Raw genomic sequence first — 23,002 nt, forward strand, 5'->3', positions numbered from 1 at the left:
TGCTTATGTGTGTTATAAATTTGAGATTTCAGACTGCATCCAAAATCCCGTACTAAACTATAGTGTCAAACAAAAGCTCGATCGAATTCAACCGCAGCACAAATTTCACCGGGCCAATGACTTTCTGTTCGCTACAATATTTAAGCCGAAGGCTTGACACCAGTTCTCTATGCAGTAAGATACACCTTGGTTAACTGATTCGCTAGTAGATTCAGCACGCGAGGCAATCTTGCAGCGAATTGGCACAACAGACAACGCAGATTCGCCAACACATTAAACTTTCAGGAGTTAAATAAATCGTGCAAGACTCTAGGGGCCCGCTGACGGTTAAACGCTTTTTTCGCCTTAGACCGATACTACTGTTAGTTCTTTCGCTCTGTATCGTGGTGATTAGCCCTTATTTGCAGCAGGAGTTGGTCAAGGCTCAGTCAGCTTTACCAACCAAAATCGCTACGGGTAAGTTGTGGCAAGAAGCTTCTTTCCCAGTCGAAAATTTTGAAGCCTACAGTTCCACCTTCGGCCCCCGTGGTGGAGATTTTCATTACGGTTTGGACATGGCGGCGCCAGAAGGTAGCTATATCCGCAATTGGTGGGGCGGTCAAGTGGTGGAAGTTTGGGAAGATGGCAGGTGCGGCACTGGTATGGTGGTGCGATCGGGAGATTGGGAGCACATCTACTGTCACCTCGGAGGTAAGGTAGAAAAAGTTAACGGCGGGCGCTATTATGTCGATCGCGAAGGCAGCATGAAAATTTGGCAGGGTCAAACTGTGCCGGCTGGTGCGAGAATTGCCAGAGTGGGAATGACTGGCCGCACGACCGGCCCTCACCTGCATTGGGGCTTGAAGTACGGCGGCCGCTGGGTAGACCCGGCTTTGGTACTTCGCGAAATGTATTCCAATCAGTCTTAATTAGTCATTAGTCATTAGTCATTAGTCATTAGTCATTAGTCATTAGTCATTAGTTAAGATAAAGAGTCATTAGTCATTAGTTAAGATAAAGAGTCATTAGTCATCAGTCATTAGTCATTTTTTTGGGTTAGTAGTAAAGTGCTTCAGGCACACCCTAAAAATAGAGTCGGTGCATAATTCCTACTTAGTTAACTAATGACTAATCACTAATCACCAATGATTGATGACTAATGATTCTTTACCTGAATTAATGACCAATGACTAATGACTAAGGACTAATGACTCTTTACCAACTGACAACTGCTTTCCTGTCAACTGCTTTCCTGTCAACTGCCAACTGCTTTGCTGTCAACTGCTTTGCTGTCAACTGACTCTTTACGCTGGTTCCAACTCTTTTTTGGTCAACTCGGCGTATCGATCGACAATTTTGCGGAATTCATCACCGTCGATCGTTTCTTCATCCAACAGCACTTCAACCAGCTTGTCTACCAAATGGCGGTTTTCGCGGATAATCCGGCGGGCTTCTTCGTAGCAGTGAATAGCAATTTCCCGGACTTGCCGATCGATCTTGATAGCCATTTCTTCGGAATACTCGGCCCGCGAATTCCAGCTTTGGCCCAAAAACACCTCATTGTTCGGACTTTCCAAAGCCACAGGCCCCAAATCCGACATTCCGTAAAGCGTTACCATCTGTCTCGCTAGTTTGCTGACTTCTGTGATATCGCTGCTGGCGCCGAGAGTTACTTCGGCATCGCCATAAATTTCAGCCTCTGCAGCCCGTCCCCCCAAAGCTACTGTAATCCGGCTTAACAGCCACGCCCGACTCCTCAAACCTTCACTGTCGATCATTTCGTCGTCGAGCACGTAGTTAGCAAAGCCTGCGATACCGCCGGAACGCGGAATAATCGTGACTTTTTCTAGGGTGTCGGTGTTTTTGAGCATGGCTGATACGAGGGCGTGTCCGATTTCGTGGTATGCTACAAGCCACTTTTTCTTGCTGTCGAGCAGCGGATTCAGAGTCAGCCCGATCGTGATTCGGTCGATCGCATCGTGAATTTCTAAGTTACTAATCGTGTCTTTGCGCCGCCTCGCGGTGAGAATTGCCGCTTCGTTGAGCAAGTTTGCCAAGTCAGCGCCGGAAAAGCCGGGAGTGCGGCGGGCGATCGTGTCTAGGGCAACTTCTGGGTCGAGTTTTTTGTTGCGCGCGTGCACTTGCAAAATCCCCAAACGTCCTTTGTAGCTGGGTAAATCTACCGTTACTTGTCGATCGAACCTGCCGGGCCGCAGCAGGGCAGTATCGAGTACATCAGGGCGGTTAGTAGCAGCAATCACAATCACGCCGCTGTTACCCTCAAAGCCGTCCATTTCTGTCAGCAACTGGTTGAGGGTTTGTTCGCGTTCGTCATTTCCACCGCCGATACCAGCGCCGCGCTGCCTTCCTACCGCGTCTATTTCATCGATAAAGACAATGCAGGGGGCATTTTCTTTGGCTTTTTTGAACAAGTCGCGGACGCGGGAAGCGCCGACTCCGACGAACATTTCGACAAATTCGGAACCGGAGATGCTGAAGAAGGGGACTGCTGCTTCGCCTGCGATGGCTTTTGCCAGCATTGTTTTACCGGTTCCCGGAGGCCCGATTAACAAAACTCCTCTGGGAATTTTCGCGCCTATGGCGTTAAAGCGTTCGGGTTTTTTGAGGAAGGTGACGACTTCTTGCAGTTCTTCTTTGGCTTCTTCGATCCCTGCTACGTCGTCGAACATCACGCCGGTTTTGGCTTCCATTTGGAAACGGGCTCGGGATTTGCCGAAGTTCATGGCATTTCCTTGGGATTGGGTCGATCGGCGCACAATAGCCATCAACACCGCCAACACTGCAAAAATCACCAGCAAGTTTATTACTAAACTGACTGCCGCGGCATTGTCGGCTGTTTGTTTGACTTCAAAGTCAATCTTTTTGGCGCGGATTTGCGAGTAAAGTTCTCGGTTGTTGTAATCGAACAGAGTAACAGTTTGTTCTCCATCGGTTTTTTGATTTTTTAGCTTAACTTTTGCAGTTCTTTGAGTTTCGTCTATTTCGATTTTACTGACTTGCCCTTTCTCTATGTTGTCCATGAGTTTGCTGTAACTCATGGTGTTAGGCGCGCTGTCGGCAAAAACCGGGGGCGAGAGCAATATTCCTTGAGAAATCACCAAACCGCCCAGGATGCGCCAAAGATTCCGTCCGGGCATTGATTTTTTATGATTCTGCTGGCTCGATTTGTCTTTGTTTACAGCTAGATGCCCCAGCCATACCTGTTTCCAAGAATTTTTCATATTGGTTTTTTGCCCGAGGTTGAAGACTGCCAAGATTGACCGCTTTTGATTTGCTACATTCATTTATTTTAACAAGATGCCGGGTGTTGGATGGGTTTCTCTGTCGCTGGCTTCTCAAGAGTCCGCTTGAGAGGGCAGGTTTTGAATCCACTGCCACTGATAAACCGGGTTTTTTACTGAATTTGGGGCTTCGATCGGGGATTTTGCTCAAAAAACCCGGTTTCTCGGTCACGTCTACTCAACTTACGGACAGCGACTCAGAAACCGGGTTTTTTCCCAAATCTGTGGCTTTAATCAAGAATTTTGGCAAAAACCCGGTTTCTCGGCCACGTCCATAAATCTCAAATCTCAAATCGATTGACAGTTGCCGATCGCACTTGTTATATTAACCATAGTCGTAATGAGTACGTCTTATTTCTGCAATTATTGTTTTTAAGTTTTATGGTGAAAATTGTCGGCATTGGTGGGAGTTTGCGGGCTGGATCTTACAGCCAGTTAGCGTTGAAGGTGGCAGCAGAACGGGCGCAAGCCCTGGGCGCGGAAGTTGAAATATTAGATTTGCGATCGCTCAATCTGCCCTTCTGCGACGGTGAGAATGATTATCTCGATTACCCGGATGTGGAAAAGCTGCGGAATGCGGTAAAGCAAGCCGACGCTTTGATTTTAGCAACGCCGGAGTATCACGGTAGCGTCAGCGGCGCTCTCAAGAATGCCCTCGATTTACTCACTTTCGAGCATTTGGACGGCAAAGTTGCGGGTGCGATTAGCGTTTTGGGAGGGCAAGTTAACAGCAACGCACTTAACGATTTGCGAACTATTTTGAGATGGGTGCACGCTTGGGTAATTCCCGAACAAATTGCGATCGGACAAGCTTGGAACGCTTTTAGTCCTGATGGTAAATTGTTGGATGAAAAATTGTCTGAAAGGTTTGATGAATTAGCTCGCAGTTTAGTAGAAAATACGCGGAAATTGCGAGGAATTTCTTAGTATAAGGACTGTTAGCTGTTATTTGTTAGTTGTTATTTGTTAGTTGTTATTGGAAATTGAGAAGTGGAAAGTGGCAATTCGTAGCAAGTAACCAATAACCAATAACCAATAACCAATAACCAATAACCAATAACCAATAACCAATAACCAATAACCAATAACCAATAACCAATAACCACTAACTACTGACTACTGACTACTGACTTCAAAATGGCATATCGATGATTTCTCCAAAAGGATACGGTACGTCGATCGCCATTCTTCCGGGTTTTGACTCGTACTTATCAATCCACTTTTTCGCTAATTCCAAAGCTTCTTCCTCAGTTTTGGCATTTTGGACGGCGACGTGGCGGTTGCCGCGGCTATCCCAAACTTCGACGTAGAATACTTTCTGGGATTGCATAATCCAACCTTTTTGACAACTCCCCAGCCTGAAGGCGTGGGGATTCTTCCTTCACCCAACATCGCCTCTAAAAGCAGTGCCTTTAGATGGTCTTACACGTTGTCCAGAAGCAGTAGCGAGATGCCCTCCCGCCAAAATTCGTAAACCTTCATCTCTGATGTTGATAGCCGCGTTGATATCCCTGTCATGCCTCATGTGGCATTTAGGACATTGCCAACTACGTATCTCTAAACTCAGAATATCTATTTGATGCAAGCAGTTATTACAAGTCTTTGAACTCGGGAAAAATCGCTCTACTTCAATATATATTTTCCCTGACCATTGGGCCTTGTATTTTAACATGGTGCAAAATTTACTCCAGCCAGCGTCAGTAATTGACTTGGCTAGCTTGTGGTTTTTCACCATGTTTTTTACGGCGAGATTTTCTACTACGATGACTTGGTTTTCATCAACTAATTTACGACTTAGTTTGTGTAAAAAATCTTCTCGGCATCTAGTAATTTTTACCTGGATTTTAGCAACTTTAATTCGTGCTTTGTTCCTATTAGCAGAACCCTTGTGCTTGCGGCTGAGTTGCTTTTGCTTTTTAGCAAGTCTTACCTCATATTTGCGATAATATTTGGGATTGCCGTGCTTGGTTCCATCTGAAGTAATGGCATAATGAGTTAATCCCAGATCTATGCCTACAGCTTTACCTTCTGATGTTGAATATGGCTGGTTTTTACCGTCATCATAGAGACAAGCTGCATAGTATTCCCCAGATGGTGTCAGAGATACAGTCACAGACTTTAATTTCCCGACGGGAAATCGAGATATTTTGCCGTAAATTTTACCTAATTTTGGCAAAATTAAGTAGCTACCATCTAGTTTTATTTTTTGAGGAAAACGAATAGATTGCTTTTGTTCCTTCTTCTTAAAATTTGGATACTTAGCCCTCTTTTCAAAGAAATTTAAGAAGGCAGTAGACAGGTCTAACGCTGCTTGCTGCAAACATTGTGATGGAGGTTCTGTTAACCATTCATGTTCTTTTTTTAAAGATGGTAGTAGGTTAATTATCTGATTACGACTTAAACCTTTACCTGTTGCTTTGTAGGTTTCGTTAGTAAGGTTGAGAGCAAAATTGTAAAACCATCGCGCACAGCCAAACGACTTAGCCAGCAATGCCGCTTGCTCGTCGGTTGGATAGATTCTGTACTTATAGGCTTTTAACACATAGCTTACCAAACCACTCATACTATGGTAAACTAAAGTGAGCTAAATGTAAAGTTCCCCTACAAGGGGGAGGTTTTAACCCTCCGCTACGCTCCACCCAATTTTTATGATAACTATCTGCTGGTTCCATAGTTGAAATCCTTAAATCATCGGGCGGGGAGTTGGACTGGCGACCTAATTGTAAATATTGCACCGTGTAAAATGAATTTTACGGGGGTTTCTATAGTATTTTTGGAAAAAAGTCAGTTTTACGGTTAACCTCATGACTAGACTCCTGAAGCAATTATTTAACTGGAGAAAATATCTCCAACCAGTGGCGGCGACGATCGCGATCGCCCTAATCGCCTCGCAGATAGCGGTGTTGCCGGCATTGGCGGCTGGCGTGTACGACTTTCCCCTGTTGTCGGCGGGCGATCGAACTTGGGTGTTCGACAAAGGCGACGTACTCAGCCGCAGCAGCGAAAGCAATATCAACAGCGAACTCGACAAGGTGGAAAAGCAAACTGGCAAAGAAGTCAGGTTTGTCACCATCCGCCGCTTAGACTACGGCGAAACAGTTGCCACTTTTACGGATCAACTATTTGAACAGTGGTTTCCCACAAAAGAAGACCAGGCTAATCAAATTTTACTCGTTCTCGACACTGTTACCAACAGCGCGGTAATTCGCACCGGGGAAGGGGTGAAATCCCTGCTACCCGATGAAATTGCCCAGAGTGTAGCAGGGGAAACCCTGCAGGTTCCCCTGCGGGAAGCTAACAAATACAACGAGGCTTTGACGGAGGCCAGTTCGCGCATTGCTACTGTTATGTCTGGTGAACCAGATCCGGGCGCGCCTAAAGTTGTTGACAACATTCAAGTTGAAGGCACCTTTAAAAAAGCTGAAGAAACAGAACAAGGTAATGCCACAGTTGTTGTGGTTGTGCTGTTGGTGTTGGCGACAGTGATTCCAATGGTGACTTATTTCTGGTACCAAGGTTTTTCGTAATCGCGTACTGCTAAATCCGATTAGTTACCTTTTTCTCCAGAAATTAGGGCGAGACTGGACTAATCTTGAACGTATTCTCGATCGCTCAACAATGCAAGTTCTGCCCGTACAAATTCCCGTCCCAGATAAGCCGCGTGATCTAACATTGTCACCGGGCTGGGGCGGGTTTCTTCTAGGATTTTGACGCAAAGTTCTTTGGCGGTTCTGCCGCTAAACAGCGTCCACTGAGTGCGTTCTACCTTGCCACGGGCGGGGATGGGTTTGCCGGTTTCGGGATCGACAGCCAGGCCGCGATCGTCGATGATGTTGGTGAAGTGTTTGGCACAAATTAAGCTGGTTTCGCGATCGAGATAGATGATGAAGTAGCCGCCCGGATCGAGTTCGAGGTGGCGTTTGGAGAGGTTGTCATCGATGGCGGTGAGGTTTTCCAAGGTTTGACTCATGGTGAAATAAAGCAGACAATAGCTGTAATTTTTTTGGCTGTTTCTAGTTTAGTCGGCTGCGGGACAAGTTTGGGAGTTTTTGGGCGATCGACATTACAGGCGATATCGGCAGACACGGCAATTTCCTGTCCGTCGCGGGGTTTTTGTTTGAATGAGTATTATTAACCGCAGAGAGCGCAGAGAACGCAGAGTGAAAGAAGAAAGAGAAACAAAATCTGTTATCATTAGTTTTGGCAAGATTTAGCATTAAATTATTGATGAAATTTATAGATTTATTTTCGGGAATAGGAGGTTTCAGACAAGGTTTTGAGAAAGTTGGCTTTGACTGCATTTTTTCCTGCGAAATTAACACCAAATGTCGAGAAGTGTACGCAGACAATTTCGGCGAAGTGCCTTTTGCCGACATCAGTAACATCAATCCCGCCGAATTAGTAGACTTTGATGTTTTAGTCGCCGGTTTTCCGTGCCAACCTTTTAGTATCTGCGGCAAAAAGCTCGGTTTTGAAGATACTAGAGGCACGCTATTTTTCGATATTTGTAAAATCCTTAAAGTAAAACAACCTCAAGTAGTTGTTCTCGAAAATGTCAAGCACTTAATCCATCACGACAAGGGAAATACCTTAAAAGTAATTATCGCTAGTCTGGAAGATTTGGGCTACAGCGTGAATTACAAAATGCTGAATGCTAAAGACTTTGGCATTCCCCAACACCGCGAAAGAATATTTATTATTGCAACTAAAGGTAAACCCTTCAATTTTTCATTCCTAAAAAGCAAGTTTCCTCCCAAACTCAGGGAATTTCTAGACGAGACGGGGGATTTTGAAATATTGGATAAATCAGAATATACTTTAATTGATTATCCGAGAAAGCAAGATTCGGGACTTGTGTTTGTAGGATACAGAAATAAAGGTACTTGGAAAACTGGGGTGAGGCCGAATACAGAACATTTGTCGAGGGTGCACAGACAGCCGAATCGCATTTATTCGGTGGATGGCGTGCATCCGACAATTCCTTCGCAAGAAACATCGGGCCGGTTTTTTGTCTATTTTCCCGATCGAGATTTGGTGAGAAAGTTGACGCTGAAGGAATGTTACCGTCTCATGGGTTTTCCTGAAGATTTTAAGAATTATCCGAGTGCGGGGGAAAGTTACAAGCAAATTGGGAATTCGGTTTGCGTGCCCGTGGTGGAGGCGATTGCGAAAGAAATATTAATCGGCGGTTGAAACTCCTTCTATACGAAGTCAGGACGATTCGCGGACTAAGGAATAATAGCACTTGAAATGATACAATATTAATTATAAATTCAATTTACACAAACTTTAAAATAGGATTGTTCACCCATGCAACTTGAAGACTATTTCGACTTTCAGCGGCCCGATGATATTCGCATAAAAGGAACGCGAATCGGCATTGAAACCATTCTATATGATTTCATCCATCGCAATCGCACTCCCGAACAAATTGCTCAAACTTATCCATCTCTAAACTTGGAACAAGTTTATGCTACTATCCTTTACTACCTGCACAACAAAGAGGCGGTTAGCAACTACATTGCTGATTGGTTGGAGTGGAGTCACCAGCAACTTAAAGCACAACAACTTAATCCTCCACCTGGTATTGCCAGACTGCAAAAATTGATAGCGGAACAAAAAGCTAAACAAATCACAAATGAGTCTGAATTATCTGTTAGATGAAAATGTCGATCCTAGCTATAAAGCTGAAATGCTGACACGCAATCCCGATTTGATAATTTGGTGCGTGGGCGAACCCGAAGCTCCGAGTCGAGGAACTTTAGATCCAGAAATTATTAAATGGTGCGAGGAATATAACTTTATATTGGTGACGAACAATCGTAAATCGATGCCCGTGCATTTGACAGATCATTTAGCTGAGGGTTGTCATATTCCGGGGATTTTTCTCCTCAATGCAAAATTAAGTATCGGACAAAATATTCGGCAATTGATTTTTATTGCTGAGGCATCTTTTGATGCTGAATATCAGGATCAAATAGTTCATTTGCGAGAAATTGTTTGAATAAATTTGTCATATCAATTTCGGTTGCACTCCTCATGACTGTTGACTGTTGACTGTTGACTCGATTTTATTATTCCGATGCAACCGGAAACGATATCAAGGCCGATCGCCAATTTCATCTTAACACAGGCTGAGTCGGACATAATATTAACAGTCACGGGCGCGTCAAGACTCCAAGAAACCGGGTTTTTTACCTAATCTACGGGCTACGATGCAAGATTTTTGTGAAAAAACCCGGTTTCTGACCATCCGCGCATCCAGGACTAATTCAGCAAACAAGTATTACGCTGGAACTTGAACTTTTTCACTGCCCGAAAGCTCAAACGCCGCGTGAATTGCTTTCAAAGCTGTGATACCCTGTGCCTCATCCACAACGCAGCTAATCTTAATCTCGGAAGTTGCAATCATTTGAATGTTGATTTGGTGCTGCGACAGCGCTTCAAACATCTTTGCCGCAACTCCCGGATGCGCTACCATCCCGGAACCGACAACGCTAACTTTGGCGATTTCTGTATCGACTGCTACTTCGCCCCAGCCGAATTCTACTGCTGATTTTTCTAGGACTGTTTTAGCTGCTTCTGCGTCAATTTGTGCTACGGTAAATGCAATGTCGCGCGTTAATATGCCGTCGATATTGTGACACCGCTGCGATTGAATGATCGTGTCTACGCTGATATTTTCTTCGGCTAAAAGTCCGAACATTTTTGCTGCTACTCCGGGTCGATCGGGCAATTGGCGAATTGCCAGACGCGCTTGATTGAGATCCAAGGCTACAGCCCTCACAGCGGGCGGTTTGTGGGATGATGAATGCAGCCCGACAGGGGAGTTGGCGACATCAAATGCTTTGCAAAGTTCGGCAACTGCCCGATCGCACTCTGCCGCATCGATCGTACAACTAACCTTCACCTCGGAAGTCGAAATCATCTGAATATTAATCCCCGCATCCGCCAAAGTATTAAACATCTGGGCTGCTACCCTCGGACGGCCGATCATTCCCGCACCCGCAATGCTAACTTTAGCTATGGGTCTTTCTTCTGCCCTCACTTCCGGTTCCCCCAATTCTGGGCGCGAATTCTTGCCGAGGGAGGGGACAATTGCATCTGCAACCGCCACAGCTTGATTCAGCGAATTTCGCCTCACCGTAAAGGCGATATCGTTAGTATTTCCCTCGTGAATTGACTGAATAATTAAGTCTACATCGAGGTTTTGCTGCGCGATCGCCCCAAACAACCGCGCTGCTACTCCAGGGCGATCGGGCAAGCGCAACAGCGACACCCCCGCCTGATCCAAATCAAACTCCACCGCATCCACCGCTTTCGCGAGCTCCAAGCCCTCCAAAGGCCGGGCGGATGGAGGGGGGGACACTACCCGCGTACCGGGCGCGTCACTCCAGCTAGAAAGCACCACCAGCGGCACACCGTAATTCTTGGCAATTTCTACGGCGCGCGGGTGCAGGACTTTTGCACCCAAACTCGCCAATTCCAGCATTTCGTCGCAGGTGATTTCGTCCATCAATTGCGCCTGTGCAACTAAGCGCGGATCTGTAGTCAGAATTCCGGGCACGTCGGTATAAATTTCGCATCTATCGGCCCGCAGCGCTGCGGCAAGGGCGACTGCTGTGGTGTCGGAACCGCCCCGCCCCAAGGTGGTAATTTCCAATTCTCCGGCGTTGGCGATGCCTTGGAAACCGGCGACGACTACGACTTTACCGCTATTTAACTGGGTTTCAACCCTGTTCGGGTCGATCCGCAAAATCCGGGCGCGGGTGTGGGCTGCTTCGGTGACGATGCCGACTTGGGCTCCTGTAAAGGAAATTGCGGGCTGTCCCATTTCTTGCAGTGCCATGCTCAAAAGCGCGATCGAGACTTGTTCCCCGGTGGAGAGCAACATATCCATTTCCCGCTTGCTGGGATTTGCGGAAATTTCCTTAGCCAGTTTCACTAAACCGTCAGTCGTTTTTCCCATCGCCGAAAGTACGACAACTAGGGAGTTTCCCAGCTTTACTGTTTTGACTGCTCGTCGCGCTACTTCCAAAATGCGATCGACTGTACCAACCGATGTTCCGCCGTATTTCTGAACAATTAGTGCCATAGGACTTTACACAAAAGTGATGCAATACTTTACTCTTAACCAATTAATACACGCAAACTCTGGATTATAGCGGATGTTTATCTTGTTTGTGAGGCTGGTGGTCGATCGGGCTTTTTGCAGCAGTCGGACTTATACACTCTCAATCAAGAAACCCGGTTTTTTACGAGAGCGATCGTTTTGGGCGAGTATTTGGGCATAGGAAGCTCTAAGTTTCAATCCCTAGAAGGGAGTGGAGTTGATTGCGGCGTTGCAGCGATATCAAGCCTTTTTCAACCAACCTGTTTCAATCCCTAGAAGGGAGTGGAGTTGATTGCGGCGTGTAAGTCCGCAGATTACCATTGACCCAGGTCAGGTTTCAATCCCTAGAAGGGAGTGGAGTTGATTGCGGCTAAATATGTTGTTGCCTTTTTATATTGCTACTTCGTTTCAATCCCTAGAAGGGAGTGGAGTTTATTGCGGCTTTGGAGCTTCACCAAGATTTTGTCAAGGGTGAGTTTCAATCCCTAGAAGGGAGTGGAGTTTATTGCGGCTTTACTGATTTCCACTCATTGCCTAATGGCTTAGAGTTTCAATCCCTAGAAGGGAGTGGAGTTTATTGCGGCATTGCGGCCTCCCCGGTAAGACAGGGCTAAGGGTGACTTAGGGTTTCAATCCCTAGAAGGGAGTGGAGTTTATTGCGGCGCTAGGGGGAGGGATGGCCCACACTACAATCGTTTCAATCCCTAGAAGGGAGTGGAGTTTATTGCGGCGCGATCTAACAGGTGTGCCGCCAATTCCAGGGAAAGTTTCAATCCCTAGAAGGGAGTGGAGTTTATTGCGGCACTCAAAACTTCAGGGTGTCTAAGTTTGAGAGTTTTGTTTCAATCCCTAGAAGGGAGTGGAGTTTATTGCGGCGTACACTGATACACTTCAACAATTTTGGGGAGCATCAAGTTTCAATCCCTAGAAGGGAGTGGAGTTTATTGCGGCTGATCGCCAACCGCACCGTTCGAGCCCATCGGATTGTTTCAATCCCTAGAAGGGAGTGGAGTTTATTGCGGCTTGACCTCGATCCGATGTCAAACGTGATCGCCAACCGGTTTCAATCCCTAGAAGGGAGTGGAGTTTATTGCGGCAAAATAACCACAGAGACATCCAGTTAATCGCCGTTTCAATCCCTAGAAGGGAGTGGAGTTTATTGCGGCAAGTGCGATCGGCAATCTAAGGAATATTTTATGGGTTTCAATCCCTAGAAGGGAGTGGAGTTTATTGCGGCAAGAGAGCCAAGAAAGCGTGGTGCGGGCAGCCCAGGGAGCTAGTTTCAATCCCTAGAAGGGAGTGGAGTTTATTGCGGCAATGCGGGTGACACATCAACTCACCATCAGGCGACCGGTTTCAATCCCTAGAAGGGAGTGGAGTTTATTGCGGCAATCATGAGTTTTTGAAAACTCAGACAAACTCGACAAAACCCGTTTCAATCCCTAGAAGGGAGTGGAGTTTATTGCGGCCAACAGTACATTATGAGCTATTGTTAATATGCTCCTCGTTTCAATCCCTAGAAGGGAGTGGAGTTTATTGCGGCATCAATGGAATTTTCTCTATCCCAATGAAGTCAAACTGATGTTTCAATCCCTAGAAGGGAGTGGAGTTTATTGCGGCGCTACAGAGCAGAAAGGATCGCCCAAAACCCAAAGTTTCAATCCCTAGAAGGGAGTGGAGTTTATTGCGGCGTTAACTCCCAAAGGGTCATGTGGAATAAAATCTATGAAGTTTCAATCCCTAGAAGGGAGTGGAGTTTATTGCGGCTCAATTTATTCCAGTGCCAATTCCCCGCCCAAAGGTTTCAATCCCTAGAAGGGAGTGGAGTTTATTGCGGCAATCATTGTGGTATCTCCCGCATCTGTAATGATTGTTTCAATCCCTAGAAGGGAGTGGAGTTTATTGCGGCGGCGAGGCCCGCAACGACAAGCGGCCGCTAATGTCAGTTTCAATCCCTAGAAGGGAGTGGAGTTTATTGCGGCGCGGTACGGCAAAAACTGAGGCTCAGAAACTAGCTTGGAAAGCTGAGTTTCAATCCCTAGAAGGGAGTGGAGTTTATTGCGGCCAAGCCATCATCGCTAGCGCCAAGCATGATTCGCACATCGCGTTTCAATCCCTAGAAGGGAGTGGAGTTTATTGCGGCGTAATTGTCATGTCATTAAAATAAAATCAGAGAGTTTCAATCCCTAGAAGGGAGTGGAGTTTATTGCGGCCGGATACTGGACATTTTACTGTCACGCCCTAGTGCTGTTTCAATCCCTAGAAGGGAGTGGAGTTTATTGCGGCGAGATTTTACCTCAATATTCCCTCGGCTCAATCCGGTTTCAATCCCTAGAAGGGAGTGGAGTTTATTGCGGCGCTCTTTTAGTTCAGGTGGTACAGCTTGTCGCGAAGTTTCAATCCCTAGAAGGGAGTGGAGTTTATTGCGGCTGTTGCCTGTAGATAAAGGCGATCGCACTTTTGGTTTCAATCCCTAGAAGGGAGTGGAGTTTATTGCGGCTTCGCTTGGCTAGCAGTCGAGCCGTCCAGCTTTTGCCACGTTTCAATCCCTAGAAGGGAGTGGAGTTTATTGCGGCTTTGTACTGACTGAGAAGGTGACGGAGCTAGTAATGGAGTTTCAATCCCTAGAAGGGAGTGGAGTTTATTGCGGCGTGGTCGCATCGGCTTCTGCCGCCGTAAGACCCGTTTCAATCCCTAGAAGGGAGTGGAGTTTATTGCGGCTGGATTGAGTCAGAAAGACAGCGGTTAGGATTCGCGTTTCAATCCCTAGAAGGGAGTGGAGTTTATTGCGGCGCTTCTGAGCTTAGTCATATGAGGAAAGGTAAGGTTTCAATCCCTAGAAGGGAGTGGAGTTTATTGCGGCGACAAATGGTTCATAGCCATCAAGTATGAGATTGGTTTCAATCCCTAGAAGGGAGTGGAGTTTATTGCGGCGCTTAGAATGAATAGTGTATTTTATATATTTATTTAAAGGTTTCAATCCCTAGAAGGGAGTGGAGTTTATTGCGGCCTGTACAAACTTTCTGGGATAGCTGTAGGGTTCAGGTTTCAATCCCTAGAAGGGAGTGGAGTTTATTGCGGCATTTTTAAAATAAATGCAACTACCCTGCTGACTATCCGTTTCAATCCCTAGAAGGGAGTGGAGTTTATTGCGGCGAATGTGAAAGACCTGTAACGGTCAACGATTGCAAGTTTCAATCCCTAGAAGGGAGTGGAGTTTATTGCGGCTAATTAATACTTACTATCCACTTATCAAAATACTCTGTTTCAATCCCTAGAAGGGAGTGGAGTTTATTGCGGCTGATTATTCATTATTTTGCTGATAAATGTCAATAGCCGTTTCAATCCCTAGAAGGGAGTGGAGTTTATTGCGGCGTTGCTAATCCCTCTCATCCCCTCGGATCTAGGCTGCTTAGTTTCAATCCCTAGAAGGGAGTGGAGTTTATTGCGGCTTGCGATCGTTGTTTTAGGTCGATCGCAATTCTTTACAAGTTTCAATCCCTAGAAGGGAGTGGAGTTTATTGCGGCTTTTATCGACAAAGTAAAAATGATGTGCTGCAAAATCGTTTCAATCCCTAGAAGGGAGTGGAGTTTATTGCGGCTCTTGCTCTTGTACTAAGCTAGCTGTCTCAGTAGAAGTTTCAATCCCTAGAAGGGAGTGGAGTTTATTGCGGCAGCGGGTAAATTGCTGATAATGTTTAAAGTCTGGGTTGTTTCAATCCCTAGAAGGGAGTGGAGTTTATTGCGGCGTGAAAATAAGAGATTCAGAGTTCACATTTTAGTTTCAATCCCTAGAAGGGAGTGGAGTTTATTGCGGCTAGATTTTGGCTTAAAGATTGCGGGTGTTGGTGGAGTTTCAATCCCTAGAAGGGAGTGGAGTTTATTGCGGCTCGAGCTCTGAGGTTTGACAGAGCGACACCCCGACTTGTTTCAATCCCTAGAAGGGAGTGGAGTTTATTGCGGCTTGTTTCGATTTCTTATTGAAATGGCGCACTCTTGGTTTCAATCCCTAGAAGGGAGTGGAGTTTATTGCGGCACCGACAATCAATGCTCTATCTTCAGTATCTTGTAGCCGCAAGTTTCAATCCCTAGAAGGGAGTGGAGTTTATTGCGGCCAAAAGACGATGCGACATCTCTTCAAAATCTAATTGTTGTTTCAATCCCTAGAAGGGAGTGGAGTTTATTGCGGCCCTGTATCCTTTTCCTTTCCTCGCTTCTGTGGCAATAATTTTGTTTCAATCCCTAGAAGGGAGTGGAGTTTATTGCGGCTCGTAAAAGTCGTCGCAGGTGCGTCGCGCTTCAACTTCTTGTTTCAATCCCTAGAAGGGAGTGGAGTTTATTGCGGCTTTATCTATAAACTCGTCCGAGCTGGCGATCACCCGTTTCAATCCCTAGAAGGGAGTGGAGTTTATTGCGGCATTTCTTGTGGCTGTTATCGCACTAAAATGTTCGCGTTTCAATCCCTAGAAGGGAGTGGAGTTTATTGCGGCAAGCGATAGAGGGAGAGATGCACGGTGTTAAAGTTTCAATCCCTAGAAGGGAGTGGAGTTTATTGCGGCCTACTATTCAACAGGGCAACTAAGGGGGCCAATGGTTTCAATCCCTAGAAGGGAGTGGAGTTTATTGCGGCATAGGTAGTCGTGATTGCAGGTATTCACGGTCATTATGTTTCAATCCCTAGAAGGGAGTGGAGTTTATTGCGGCATTTGTTCGCTTGTTCAAACAAGCTAATTAGTGATGTTTCAATCCCTAGAAGGGAGTGGAGTTTATTGCGGCATAGGTCGCAACACTCTGATAAAAAAGCACAGGGTTTCAATCCCTAGAAGGGAGTGGAGTTTATTGCGGCCGCCGGTGTGTGAAACCATTGCTCTATTTGGTTTTCAAGGTTCAGTTTCGCCAACCTCATCCCAAAATACCATTTCAGTCCCCGTTCTGTCAATACCATAGCTCGCACTTTAACCTAAAATCCTTATGTAGCAACAGTCCTAGCGATTTCGCCAACCTCATTTTCGGAGAGGGAGCATCAAACCCTTACTCTATATAGATTATAGCCTAAAAATTTGACCCCCCAAATTTTACACCTACAGGTTGGCGAATTTTTACGCAAAGAAAATAGTTCGATCGCCCCGGACTACCCCGCCAATACCCTCAATTTTACCCTGACAGCAAGCACACAAGGGAAAAAACAAAGGGCTGGTTTAGGCTGTAAACTTTAATAAAAGGGAGTTTAGGACTGCGGCAAAACTCGCCTTCCTAGGTAAGATTTATTCGCACATATTCTAATTATAGGATTTTTTGACGAAAATGAATCAGTACAAGTTAATTATTTTCGACTTTGACGGCACTTTGGCAATTACTCACAGAGCTATTGTATATTGCTTTACCAAAACTTTTGAAAGTTTCAATATTGCTCCCCCTGCTGCTGAGACAATTCAAGGGACGATCGGGATCAATTTAGCAAATAGTTTCAAAATCCTGCATCCGGCGATCGAGGAAAGCGCAATTCCCCAATGGGTGGAAACTTACCGCTCTTTTTATCGGACAGAAGGTGAAAAGCAACTCGATTTATTTCCCGGAACCAAGCAAGTATTGCAGTTGGCGAGCAAGTCGGGATTGAATTTGGGAGTTTTGAGCAACAAGCACGTTAGTTTTGTTAATTTGTTTCTAGAAAAGTTAAAGATTCACAGTTTTTTTGATTTAATTTTAGGTGATGACGGACAAATTATTCAGAAACCAAATCCGAGTGTTTTTCACTCGATTATTAAACCGCTGTTTCCGGAGTTGGATAACAATCAAGTGTTAATGGTTGGCGATACGGCGGTTGATTTGCTGTTTGCGAAAAATGCTGGGATAGATGTTTGTTGGGCGGCTTACGGATACGGCGATCGCCCTGAGTGTCTCGCCCTAGAACCGACTTTCGCGATCGACAATATTTCGGAACTTGCTGCGATGATTCAAAATTAATCTTGAGTCGGTTTGTTTCAGGAGAAGTTCAATTATTTTATTTAATAAAAATAATTGCAGCACTTAATATTAATTCAGGTTGCACCGGAATGATGTTAACAGTCAACAGTCAACAGTAAATTTACTATTCCGATGAATAGAGGATTTGATAAAATAACAGGCAATTTCAAAATTTGTTTAAAGTTGCAATTTATGAATAAAAAATATTTAAAAATAGCAGGTGTTTTTTTGTTTGTTATAAACAATTAGCTGTGCGAACCGGTAAGCCGCGCGACATCTGCCAAGTAAACCATACCAGAGATAGAGATATCCTAGCAACAACTATTATAAATTAGCAAGTAGGAGTCGTTTGAAGGCACAAAGCAAAAGGCTCAAGGCCGAAGAAAAGAAAAATGAGGGAGACTAGATTTTTTCTCTTGTAGGATTTACGGCATAAATTCTGCACGATCGCCTTCTCAGTTGGGGCGCAGGAAAATAGGGCAATTCTGTTGAACTTTGGGGTGCAGTCAGTCGGAACCGACAAGAAACTCAATCTATAAAAAACTCATGCAGATCGATAATATAAGTATTCCTTCTGAAACGCTATCGCCGACTCGCACTGGTGGCAATGTACCGAATTTAATAGAAGAAGTATGGAGGCTGTACGATCGCGCCTTGGCAGCTACTAGCAACGGCATCGCGATTTCGGACGCTACCTTACCCGACCAACCAATAGTCTACTGCAACCCCGCTTTCGAGCAGATTACAGGCTACTCGACGGGCGAAGTCATCGGACACAACTGCCGCTTCCTGCAAGGCCCGGATACTGATCGCGCAGCCGTCGCTAAAATCCGCGCAGCCCTGAAAGAACAACACGACTGCAAAGTAGTTCTGAAAAACTACCGCAAAGACGGCACCCCTTTCTGGAACGAACTCACGATATCGCCGGTACGCGACAGCAGCGGCACCGTCACCCACTTCATCGGTGTCCAAGCTGATATCACCGATCGCAAGCAAGCAGAAGAAGCCCTCAAACAAGCCGAAGCAAAATACCGCAGCATCTTTGAAAACGCCACCGAAGGCATATTTCAAACCGCCCCAGACGGGCGCTACCTCAGCGCCAACCCCGCACTCGCCCGAATGTACGGCTACGATTCCCCGTCAGAACTGATCGCAAAATGTTCGGCAAAAAACCTTTACACCGATCGCACCCGCCGCGCGGAATTTATCGCCGAAATCAGCCGCACCTCCTCCCTGAAAGAGTTTGAGTCCTGCGTCCGCCGCTGTGACGGCAGCACTACCTGGATCTCGGAAAACGTGCGCGAAGTCCGCAGCAAAGCAGGCGAACTCCTTTACTACGAAGGAACTGTCGCCGAAATCGCCGATCGCAAAGCAGCCGAAGCAGCCCTGCGCGATCGAGAATACTGGCTGAAAACCGCGATCGATGCCGTGCCCGATGCCATCAACCTCACAGACAGCGAGGGGCGCTGGCTGATTGCTAACGACTGCGCCCTCAAACTTTTGGGCTGGGAAACCGCAGACTACCAAGGCAAAACGACTGCCGAACTCGCAGCAGCAGCCGATCCCAGAGTCAGAGAAATCCTGTTAAATTGGCAGGAAACCGACGAAACCACCTGGGAAGCAGGCACTCTTACCTCCTGCAGCCAAATTGTCCCCTTACCCACAGGCGGCAGCAATTTGTTTGAAGTGCGGAAAGTGCCGCTGTTCAACCCCGACGGTTCCCGCAAAGGCATGGCAGTGGCGGGGCGGGACATCACCCAGCAAGTGGAAGCAGAAGCAGCTTTGCGCGAAAGCGAACAGCGGTTTCGGGCAATTTTTGAACGCGGTGCGATCGGCATGGCAGTCGCTACTCTCCAAGGTGTTGCGATCGCCACTAATCCGGCATTTCAAGCTATGCTGGGGCGATCGGAAGCTGAACTCCGGGGGGTGGATATCGACTCCTGCGCGCACCCGGAAGACGCACCAGCTTCGCGCCAGTTGCGCCAGCAGTTGGCCCTGGGCGATCGCCAAGCTTACCAAATCGAGAAGCGCTATCTCCGCCCTGACGGCAGCATCAGGTGGGGACGCCTCAGCGCCTCTGTCATCGACAACAGTCAGGGAATGCCGCAGTTTATTCTCAAAATGGTCGAGGATATTACCGATCGCAAACAAGCCGAGTCAGCTTTATCGCAAAATGAGGCTAAGTGGCGATCGCTCATTCTCAACAGTTCCGACATCATTACTATTCTCGACGAGGGCGGCGGCATTGTTTACGAAAGCCCTTCTGTAGAAACAGTCTTGGAGTACGAACCAGAGGAACTGATGGGTCGAATGGTTCTCGATTTCATTCACCCTGACGACCTTCCCTCGGTGATTTCCTATCTCCAACAACTGATCGCAAATCCCGGCGATCCCATCGCCGTAGAAGGTCGGTTCCGGCGCGTTGACGGTTCTTGGTGTTTTCTCGAAGGAGTCGGCATTAACCTGCTAGCAGACCCCGCTGTGAGGGGAATTGTGATCAACTCCCGCGACATGACGGCGCGCCGGCAAGCAGAGTACCGCCTCAGCAAAATCAACGAGTGCTTTTTGGGATTCACCACCGATGCTGCTGACAACATCCAGCGCCTGACAACCTTAGCCGGCGAGCTTTTGGGCGGAACCTGCGCCGTCTACAGCCACATCGGTGGCGGACTGCTGCGCGCGATCGCAACTTGGCAAACGCCGCCTGACTACCCGGAGGTCGATCGCGCCGAGGGCCACATCTGCACTGACGTATACAAAAAAGCCAGCGATCGGGCTGTGGCAATTCCTGACTTGCAGAACACGATCTACGGCCAAAGCGATCCCGCTGTCATCCGCTACGAACTCAAAAGCTATCTGGGACAAGCAGTGCGGCGCGGCGACGATTATGTCGGTTCGGTGTGCGTTGTCTACACCGAACCGATCGCACCTTCTAAAGCCGATTGCAAGCTGATCGGAATTATTGCTGGGGCGATCGGAGTTGAGGAAGAACGGGCCGCCTCCGCAAAGCGCGATCGGCAAAAATCCCAAGAACTGCAAACAGCTTTGCACAATTTGCAGCAAACTCAAATGCAGTTAGTCCAAACCGAAAAAATGTCTTCCCTCGGACAAGTCCTAGCAGGAATTGCCCACGAAATTAACAACCCAGTGGGCTTTGTCGCCGGCAACCTCTGCCACGTCCGCGACTACGTTCTCGACTTGTTAGACATCGTGCAAATGTATGGAGAAGAATACCCAAATCCCCCAGCCAAAATTCAGAAACAAGCCGAAGATATAGACATAGAATTTCTCGCAAAAGACCTGCCAAAATTGCTCAATTCGATGCACACAGGATGCGATCGCATTGTAGAAATTATTCAAACTCTCCGCAATTTCTCGCGGGCGGACGAAGCAAAAATCAAATCTGCCGACATTCACGAAGGTTTAGACAGTACCTTATTAATGTTGAACAGCAGGCTGAAAGCCAAAGCCAACTGGCGGGGCATTGAAGTTATTAAAGAATACGGAGAAATGCCGGAAATAGAATGTCATCCCGGACTGTTGAATCAAGTATTCATGAATGTATTAGCCAATGCAATGGATGCCTTGGAAGAAAACAGCACCCAAGGAAAAAACACCGCTGATTCTAGCTTTCCTACAATCACCATTAAAACTGAAACAGTTGATAACAAGAAGATTCGCGTTCGGATTAAAGACAACGGCCCTGGCATTCCCGAAGATAAGATTGTGCGTTTGTTTGACCCGTTTTATACCACAAAACCCGTAGGTAAAGGTACAGGTTTGGGTTTATCAATTTCGCACCAAATTGTCGTTGAAAAACATAACGGCAAATTGCACTGTGTCTCCCAACCGGGTAAAGGTACTGAATTTATTATCGAAATTCCAATTCGTTGACATTCGGACGCAGGGGAAAAGTCAAATCGTCTCCGTTTGATTACCAAAACAAAAACGGTTTGTACTGCGTCCAAGTGTCCGCAGCGAAAACGGATTTAATATCAAATCCGGTTGTACTCATACATGACTGTTGACTGTTGACTGTTGACTGTTGACTGTTGACTGTTAACTGTTGACTGTTGACTGTTAAGAGGGCCCGCACTCACAGGCACCGCCCCTACTGACTGTTGACTCGATTTTATTTGTCCGATGCAACCGGAAATGATATAAGTCCGCACGCGCGAACCCGATCGATCGCAGTCAAGCCATCGTCAATGATATCATTAATCACTGATGAGTGTTGACTATGGACTAATGCCAAAAATGAAGTTTTTATTAGTTACAGATTTAGACAATACGCTCGTGGGAGATGACGCAGCAACTCAATTTTTCAACCAGCGCTTGCAATCTATGCGATCGCAAATTTGTTTGGTTTACGCTACCGGGCGCTCTCATGCTTCGACTTGCGAATTAATTGCCGAAAAAAAACTACTAGCACCGGATTATTTAATCGCAGGTGTAGGTAGCGAGATTTACCAAGATGGCACTCTGGATTTAGATTGGGCTCAATATATTTCTCAAAATTGGGATAAAATGGCGATCGTCTCTTTAGTTCAGCAGTTTAAGAAACTTAAACCCCAACCCCCACAAACACAAAATCCTTGGAAAATCAGTTATTTTCTGGAACCATCAACAGAACACAGCTCGATTCTTCAGGAATTGCAGCAAAAACTAACAGCATCGGGATTGGCCGCTCAAATCATTTTTAGCAGCAATCGCGATGTAGATATTTTACCGGAAACTAGCAATAAAGGTAATGCCTTGACTTATTTACAAAAGCGCCTGCAAATTCCATCAGAGTTAACATTAGTCTGCGGCGATTCTGGCAACGATATCAGTATGTTTGAACAAGATGTTCGGGGGGTAATCGTCGCTAACGCTATGTCGGAACTCTTAGCATGGCATCGCGAATTCGGCGGCAACAATCATTATTTAGCTCGCTCTGCTAGCGCTGGGGGAATCATGGAAGGAATGGCATATTTTTGGGAATTTTGATGGCACAAAATCCGGTTTTGTTCCCAGTCAGGATGACCGTCCTCATCGGGAGCATCTGTGTTTTGCATTTAAAGCCTGCGAGCACCTAAGCGAGCTCGCGCCCGATCGAGATTCAGAGGACTGAAGTCTTTACGACAAAAGCACCGCAAGTCCCGCAAACCGTTAAAATCCGTTCAGAATCTCCACCGCATCTCGATCGAACCTGTGAGTGCGATACCATCAGCGTATACTAGCTTGCCAGACCGCCACATGGAACAAAATACTTTACCAGTAGAATTAATTTTATCTCACCCCCGCCAATCTTTAGGCAGCATTCGGCTCGATTGGACACCGCAACCGGGGAACTATCTAGATTTCGAGGAACAAACCTATGCTGTTTTGGAACGCCACCACCGCTATCAACTCAAATCCGGCCGCTACCAACTGCAAAAAATTGCCCTGTACGTGCAGTCTGTGGAACCGCCGACGGAAAGAACATTTGTCAGCGGTATCTGGATTATCGGAGATCCTAGCTGCCGCTTTAACGCTCTATCGGAAATTCTCCGCTGTGCTGTCAAACCTAATGGCCCCTGCGACGGCTGCGGCGATTACCAAAAATGTTAATCGCGATCGAACAGGTACACAATTATAGCTCGATCGCTCAACCGAGAGTGCC

The 23,002-nt window shown here is 46.5% G+C and carries 16 protein-coding genes and 1 CRISPR repeat array; of the genes, 10 read left to right on the forward strand and 6 right to left on the reverse strand.

The genetic code is table 11. From position 1 onward, the window contains the following. Positions 1 to 296 precede the first annotated feature (296 nt). On the forward strand, positions 297 to 908 hold the full coding sequence (locus AACV78_RS20510) for a M23 family metallopeptidase (protein ID WP_370528823.1): 612 nt from the start codon (positions 297 to 299) through the stop codon (positions 906 to 908). 375 nt (positions 909 to 1,283) lie between these two features. Here AACV78_RS20510 and ftsH read toward each other — a convergent pair whose 3' ends face one another. Then, positions 1,284 to 3,221 (reverse strand): ATP-dependent zinc metalloprotease FtsH, encoded by a 1,938-nt coding sequence (gene ftsH, locus AACV78_RS20515; protein ID WP_228042360.1) that lies wholly within the window; start codon positions 3,219 to 3,221, stop codon positions 1,284 to 1,286. 303 nt (positions 3,222 to 3,524) lie between these two features. Here ftsH and AACV78_RS20520 point away from each other — a divergent pair, with 303 nt between their 5' ends. Then, positions 3,525 to 4,208: an NADPH-dependent FMN reductase gene (locus AACV78_RS20520; RefSeq protein WP_445329593.1), complete on the forward strand. Its 684-nt coding sequence runs from the start codon at positions 3,525 to 3,527 to the stop codon at positions 4,206 to 4,208. Positions 4,209 to 4,413: 205 nt separating this feature from the next. Here AACV78_RS20520 and AACV78_RS20525 read toward each other — a convergent pair whose 3' ends face one another. Continuing rightward, positions 4,414 to 4,611 (reverse strand): hypothetical protein, encoded by a 198-nt coding sequence (locus AACV78_RS20525; protein WP_194008942.1) that lies wholly within the window; start codon positions 4,609 to 4,611, stop codon positions 4,414 to 4,416. A 51-nt stretch (positions 4,612 to 4,662) separates the two neighbouring features. Continuing rightward, positions 4,663 to 5,823 carry an IS200/IS605 family element RNA-guided endonuclease TnpB gene (gene tnpB / locus AACV78_RS20530; protein ID WP_194008941.1) on the reverse strand — a complete coding sequence of 387 codons (1,161 nt, stop codon included), beginning with the start codon at positions 5,821 to 5,823 and terminating at the stop codon, positions 4,663 to 4,665. A 262-nt stretch (positions 5,824 to 6,085) separates the two neighbouring features. Here tnpB and psb32 point away from each other — a divergent pair, with 262 nt between their 5' ends. Then, a complete protein-coding gene (psb32, locus tag AACV78_RS20535; RefSeq protein ID WP_194008940.1) occupies positions 6,086 to 6,808 on the forward strand; it encodes a photosystem II repair protein Psb32 in 723 nt (240 codons plus the stop codon). Positions 6,809 to 6,867: 59 nt separating this feature from the next. Here psb32 and AACV78_RS20540 read toward each other — a convergent pair whose 3' ends face one another. Further along, a complete protein-coding gene (locus AACV78_RS20540) occupies positions 6,868 to 7,251 on the reverse strand; it encodes a DUF4346 domain-containing protein (protein ID WP_194008939.1) in 384 nt (127 codons plus the stop codon). A gap of 257 nt (positions 7,252 to 7,508) precedes the next feature. Here AACV78_RS20540 and dcm point away from each other — a divergent pair, with 257 nt between their 5' ends. The 3 genes from dcm (at position 7,509) to AACV78_RS20555 (ending at position 9,285) form a co-directional block, all read left to right on the forward strand. Continuing rightward, on the forward strand, positions 7,509 to 8,474 hold the full coding sequence (dcm, locus tag AACV78_RS20545) for a DNA (cytosine-5-)-methyltransferase (RefSeq protein WP_194008938.1): 966 nt from the start codon (positions 7,509 to 7,511) through the stop codon (positions 8,472 to 8,474). Positions 8,475 to 8,591: 117 nt separating this feature from the next. After that, entirely contained in the window at positions 8,592 to 8,945 is a 354-nt protein-coding gene (locus AACV78_RS20550; protein WP_194008937.1) for a DUF433 domain-containing protein, read from the forward strand. After that, complete coding sequence (locus AACV78_RS20555; protein ID WP_194008936.1) at positions 8,920 to 9,285, forward strand: DUF5615 family PIN-like protein; 366 nt, start codon at positions 8,920 to 8,922, stop codon at positions 9,283 to 9,285. The genes AACV78_RS20550 and AACV78_RS20555 overlap by 26 nt, the downstream gene beginning before the upstream one ends. A 282-nt stretch (positions 9,286 to 9,567) precedes the next feature. Here AACV78_RS20555 and AACV78_RS20560 read toward each other — a convergent pair whose 3' ends face one another. Next, positions 9,568 to 11,376 carry an aspartate kinase gene (locus AACV78_RS20560; protein WP_194008935.1) on the reverse strand — a complete coding sequence of 603 codons (1,809 nt, stop codon included), beginning with the start codon at positions 11,374 to 11,376 and terminating at the stop codon, positions 9,568 to 9,570. 209 nt (positions 11,377 to 11,585) lie between these two features. After that, a CRISPR array of direct repeats spans positions 11,586 to 16,240; the repeat unit is 37 nt; unit sequence GTTTCAATCCCTAGAAGGGAGTGGAGTTTATTGCGGC. Positions 16,241 to 16,698: 458 nt separating this feature from the next. On the opposite strand from AACV78_RS20560, the gene AACV78_RS20565 reads away from it, so the two are divergent. Further along, entirely contained in the window at positions 16,699 to 17,358 is a 660-nt protein-coding gene (locus tag AACV78_RS20565; protein ID WP_194008934.1) for an HAD family hydrolase, read from the forward strand. 546 nt (positions 17,359 to 17,904) lie between these two features. Then, positions 17,905 to 21,252 carry a PAS domain S-box protein gene (locus tag AACV78_RS20570; protein WP_194008933.1) on the forward strand — a complete coding sequence of 1,116 codons (3,348 nt, stop codon included), beginning with the start codon at positions 17,905 to 17,907 and terminating at the stop codon, positions 21,250 to 21,252. A gap of 101 nt (positions 21,253 to 21,353) precedes the next feature. Here AACV78_RS20570 and AACV78_RS20575 read toward each other — a convergent pair whose 3' ends face one another. Continuing rightward, positions 21,354 to 21,530 (reverse strand): hypothetical protein, encoded by a 177-nt coding sequence (locus AACV78_RS20575; protein ID WP_194008932.1) that lies wholly within the window; start codon positions 21,528 to 21,530, stop codon positions 21,354 to 21,356. A gap of 85 nt (positions 21,531 to 21,615) precedes the next feature. Between AACV78_RS20575 and AACV78_RS20580 the strand changes: the two genes are divergently transcribed. Together AACV78_RS20580 and AACV78_RS20585 are read left to right on the forward strand one after the other, a co-directional pair. Continuing rightward, entirely contained in the window at positions 21,616 to 22,347 is a 732-nt protein-coding gene (locus tag AACV78_RS20580) for a sucrose-phosphate phosphatase (protein WP_194008931.1), read from the forward strand. A 249-nt stretch (positions 22,348 to 22,596) separates the two neighbouring features. Continuing rightward, positions 22,597 to 22,950 carry a DUF6464 family protein gene (locus AACV78_RS20585; protein ID WP_194008969.1) on the forward strand — a complete coding sequence of 118 codons (354 nt, stop codon included), beginning with the start codon at positions 22,597 to 22,599 and terminating at the stop codon, positions 22,948 to 22,950. Positions 22,951 to 23,002 lie beyond the last annotated feature (52 nt).

Origin of the sequence: Tychonema sp. LEGE 07196, from assembly GCF_963890365.1 — a bacterium.
Classification (GTDB): Bacteria; Cyanobacteriota; Cyanobacteriia; order Cyanobacteriales; family Microcoleaceae; genus Microcoleus.

Excerpts from the sequence above, each read along its gene's own strand:
- ftsH (WP_228042360.1), bottom strand. The coding sequence starts at position 3,221 with ATGAAAAATTCTTGGAAACAGGTATGGCTGGGGCATCTAGCTGTAAAC.
- AACV78_RS20525 (WP_194008942.1), bottom strand. The coding sequence starts at position 4,611 with ATGCAATCCCAGAAAGTATTCTACGTCGAAGTTTGGGATAGCCGCGGC.
- psb32 (WP_194008940.1), top strand. The coding sequence starts at position 6,086 with ATGACTAGACTCCTGAAGCAATTATTTAACTGGAGAAAATATCTCCAA.
- AACV78_RS20540 (WP_194008939.1), bottom strand. The coding sequence starts at position 7,251 with ATGAGTCAAACCTTGGAAAACCTCACCGCCATCGATGACAACCTCTCC.
- dcm (WP_194008938.1), top strand. The coding sequence starts at position 7,509 with ATGAAATTTATAGATTTATTTTCGGGAATAGGAGGTTTCAGACAAGGT.
- AACV78_RS20550 (WP_194008937.1), top strand. The coding sequence starts at position 8,592 with ATGCAACTTGAAGACTATTTCGACTTTCAGCGGCCCGATGATATTCGC.
- AACV78_RS20555 (WP_194008936.1), top strand. The coding sequence starts at position 8,920 with ATGAGTCTGAATTATCTGTTAGATGAAAATGTCGATCCTAGCTATAAA.
- AACV78_RS20560 (WP_194008935.1), bottom strand. The coding sequence starts at position 11,376 with ATGGCACTAATTGTTCAGAAATACGGCGGAACATCGGTTGGTACAGTC.
- AACV78_RS20565 (WP_194008934.1), top strand. The coding sequence starts at position 16,699 with ATGAATCAGTACAAGTTAATTATTTTCGACTTTGACGGCACTTTGGCA.
- AACV78_RS20570 (WP_194008933.1), top strand. The coding sequence starts at position 17,905 with ATGCAGATCGATAATATAAGTATTCCTTCTGAAACGCTATCGCCGACT.
- AACV78_RS20580 (WP_194008931.1), top strand. The coding sequence starts at position 21,616 with ATGAAGTTTTTATTAGTTACAGATTTAGACAATACGCTCGTGGGAGAT.
- AACV78_RS20585 (WP_194008969.1), top strand. The coding sequence starts at position 22,597 with ATGGAACAAAATACTTTACCAGTAGAATTAATTTTATCTCACCCCCGC.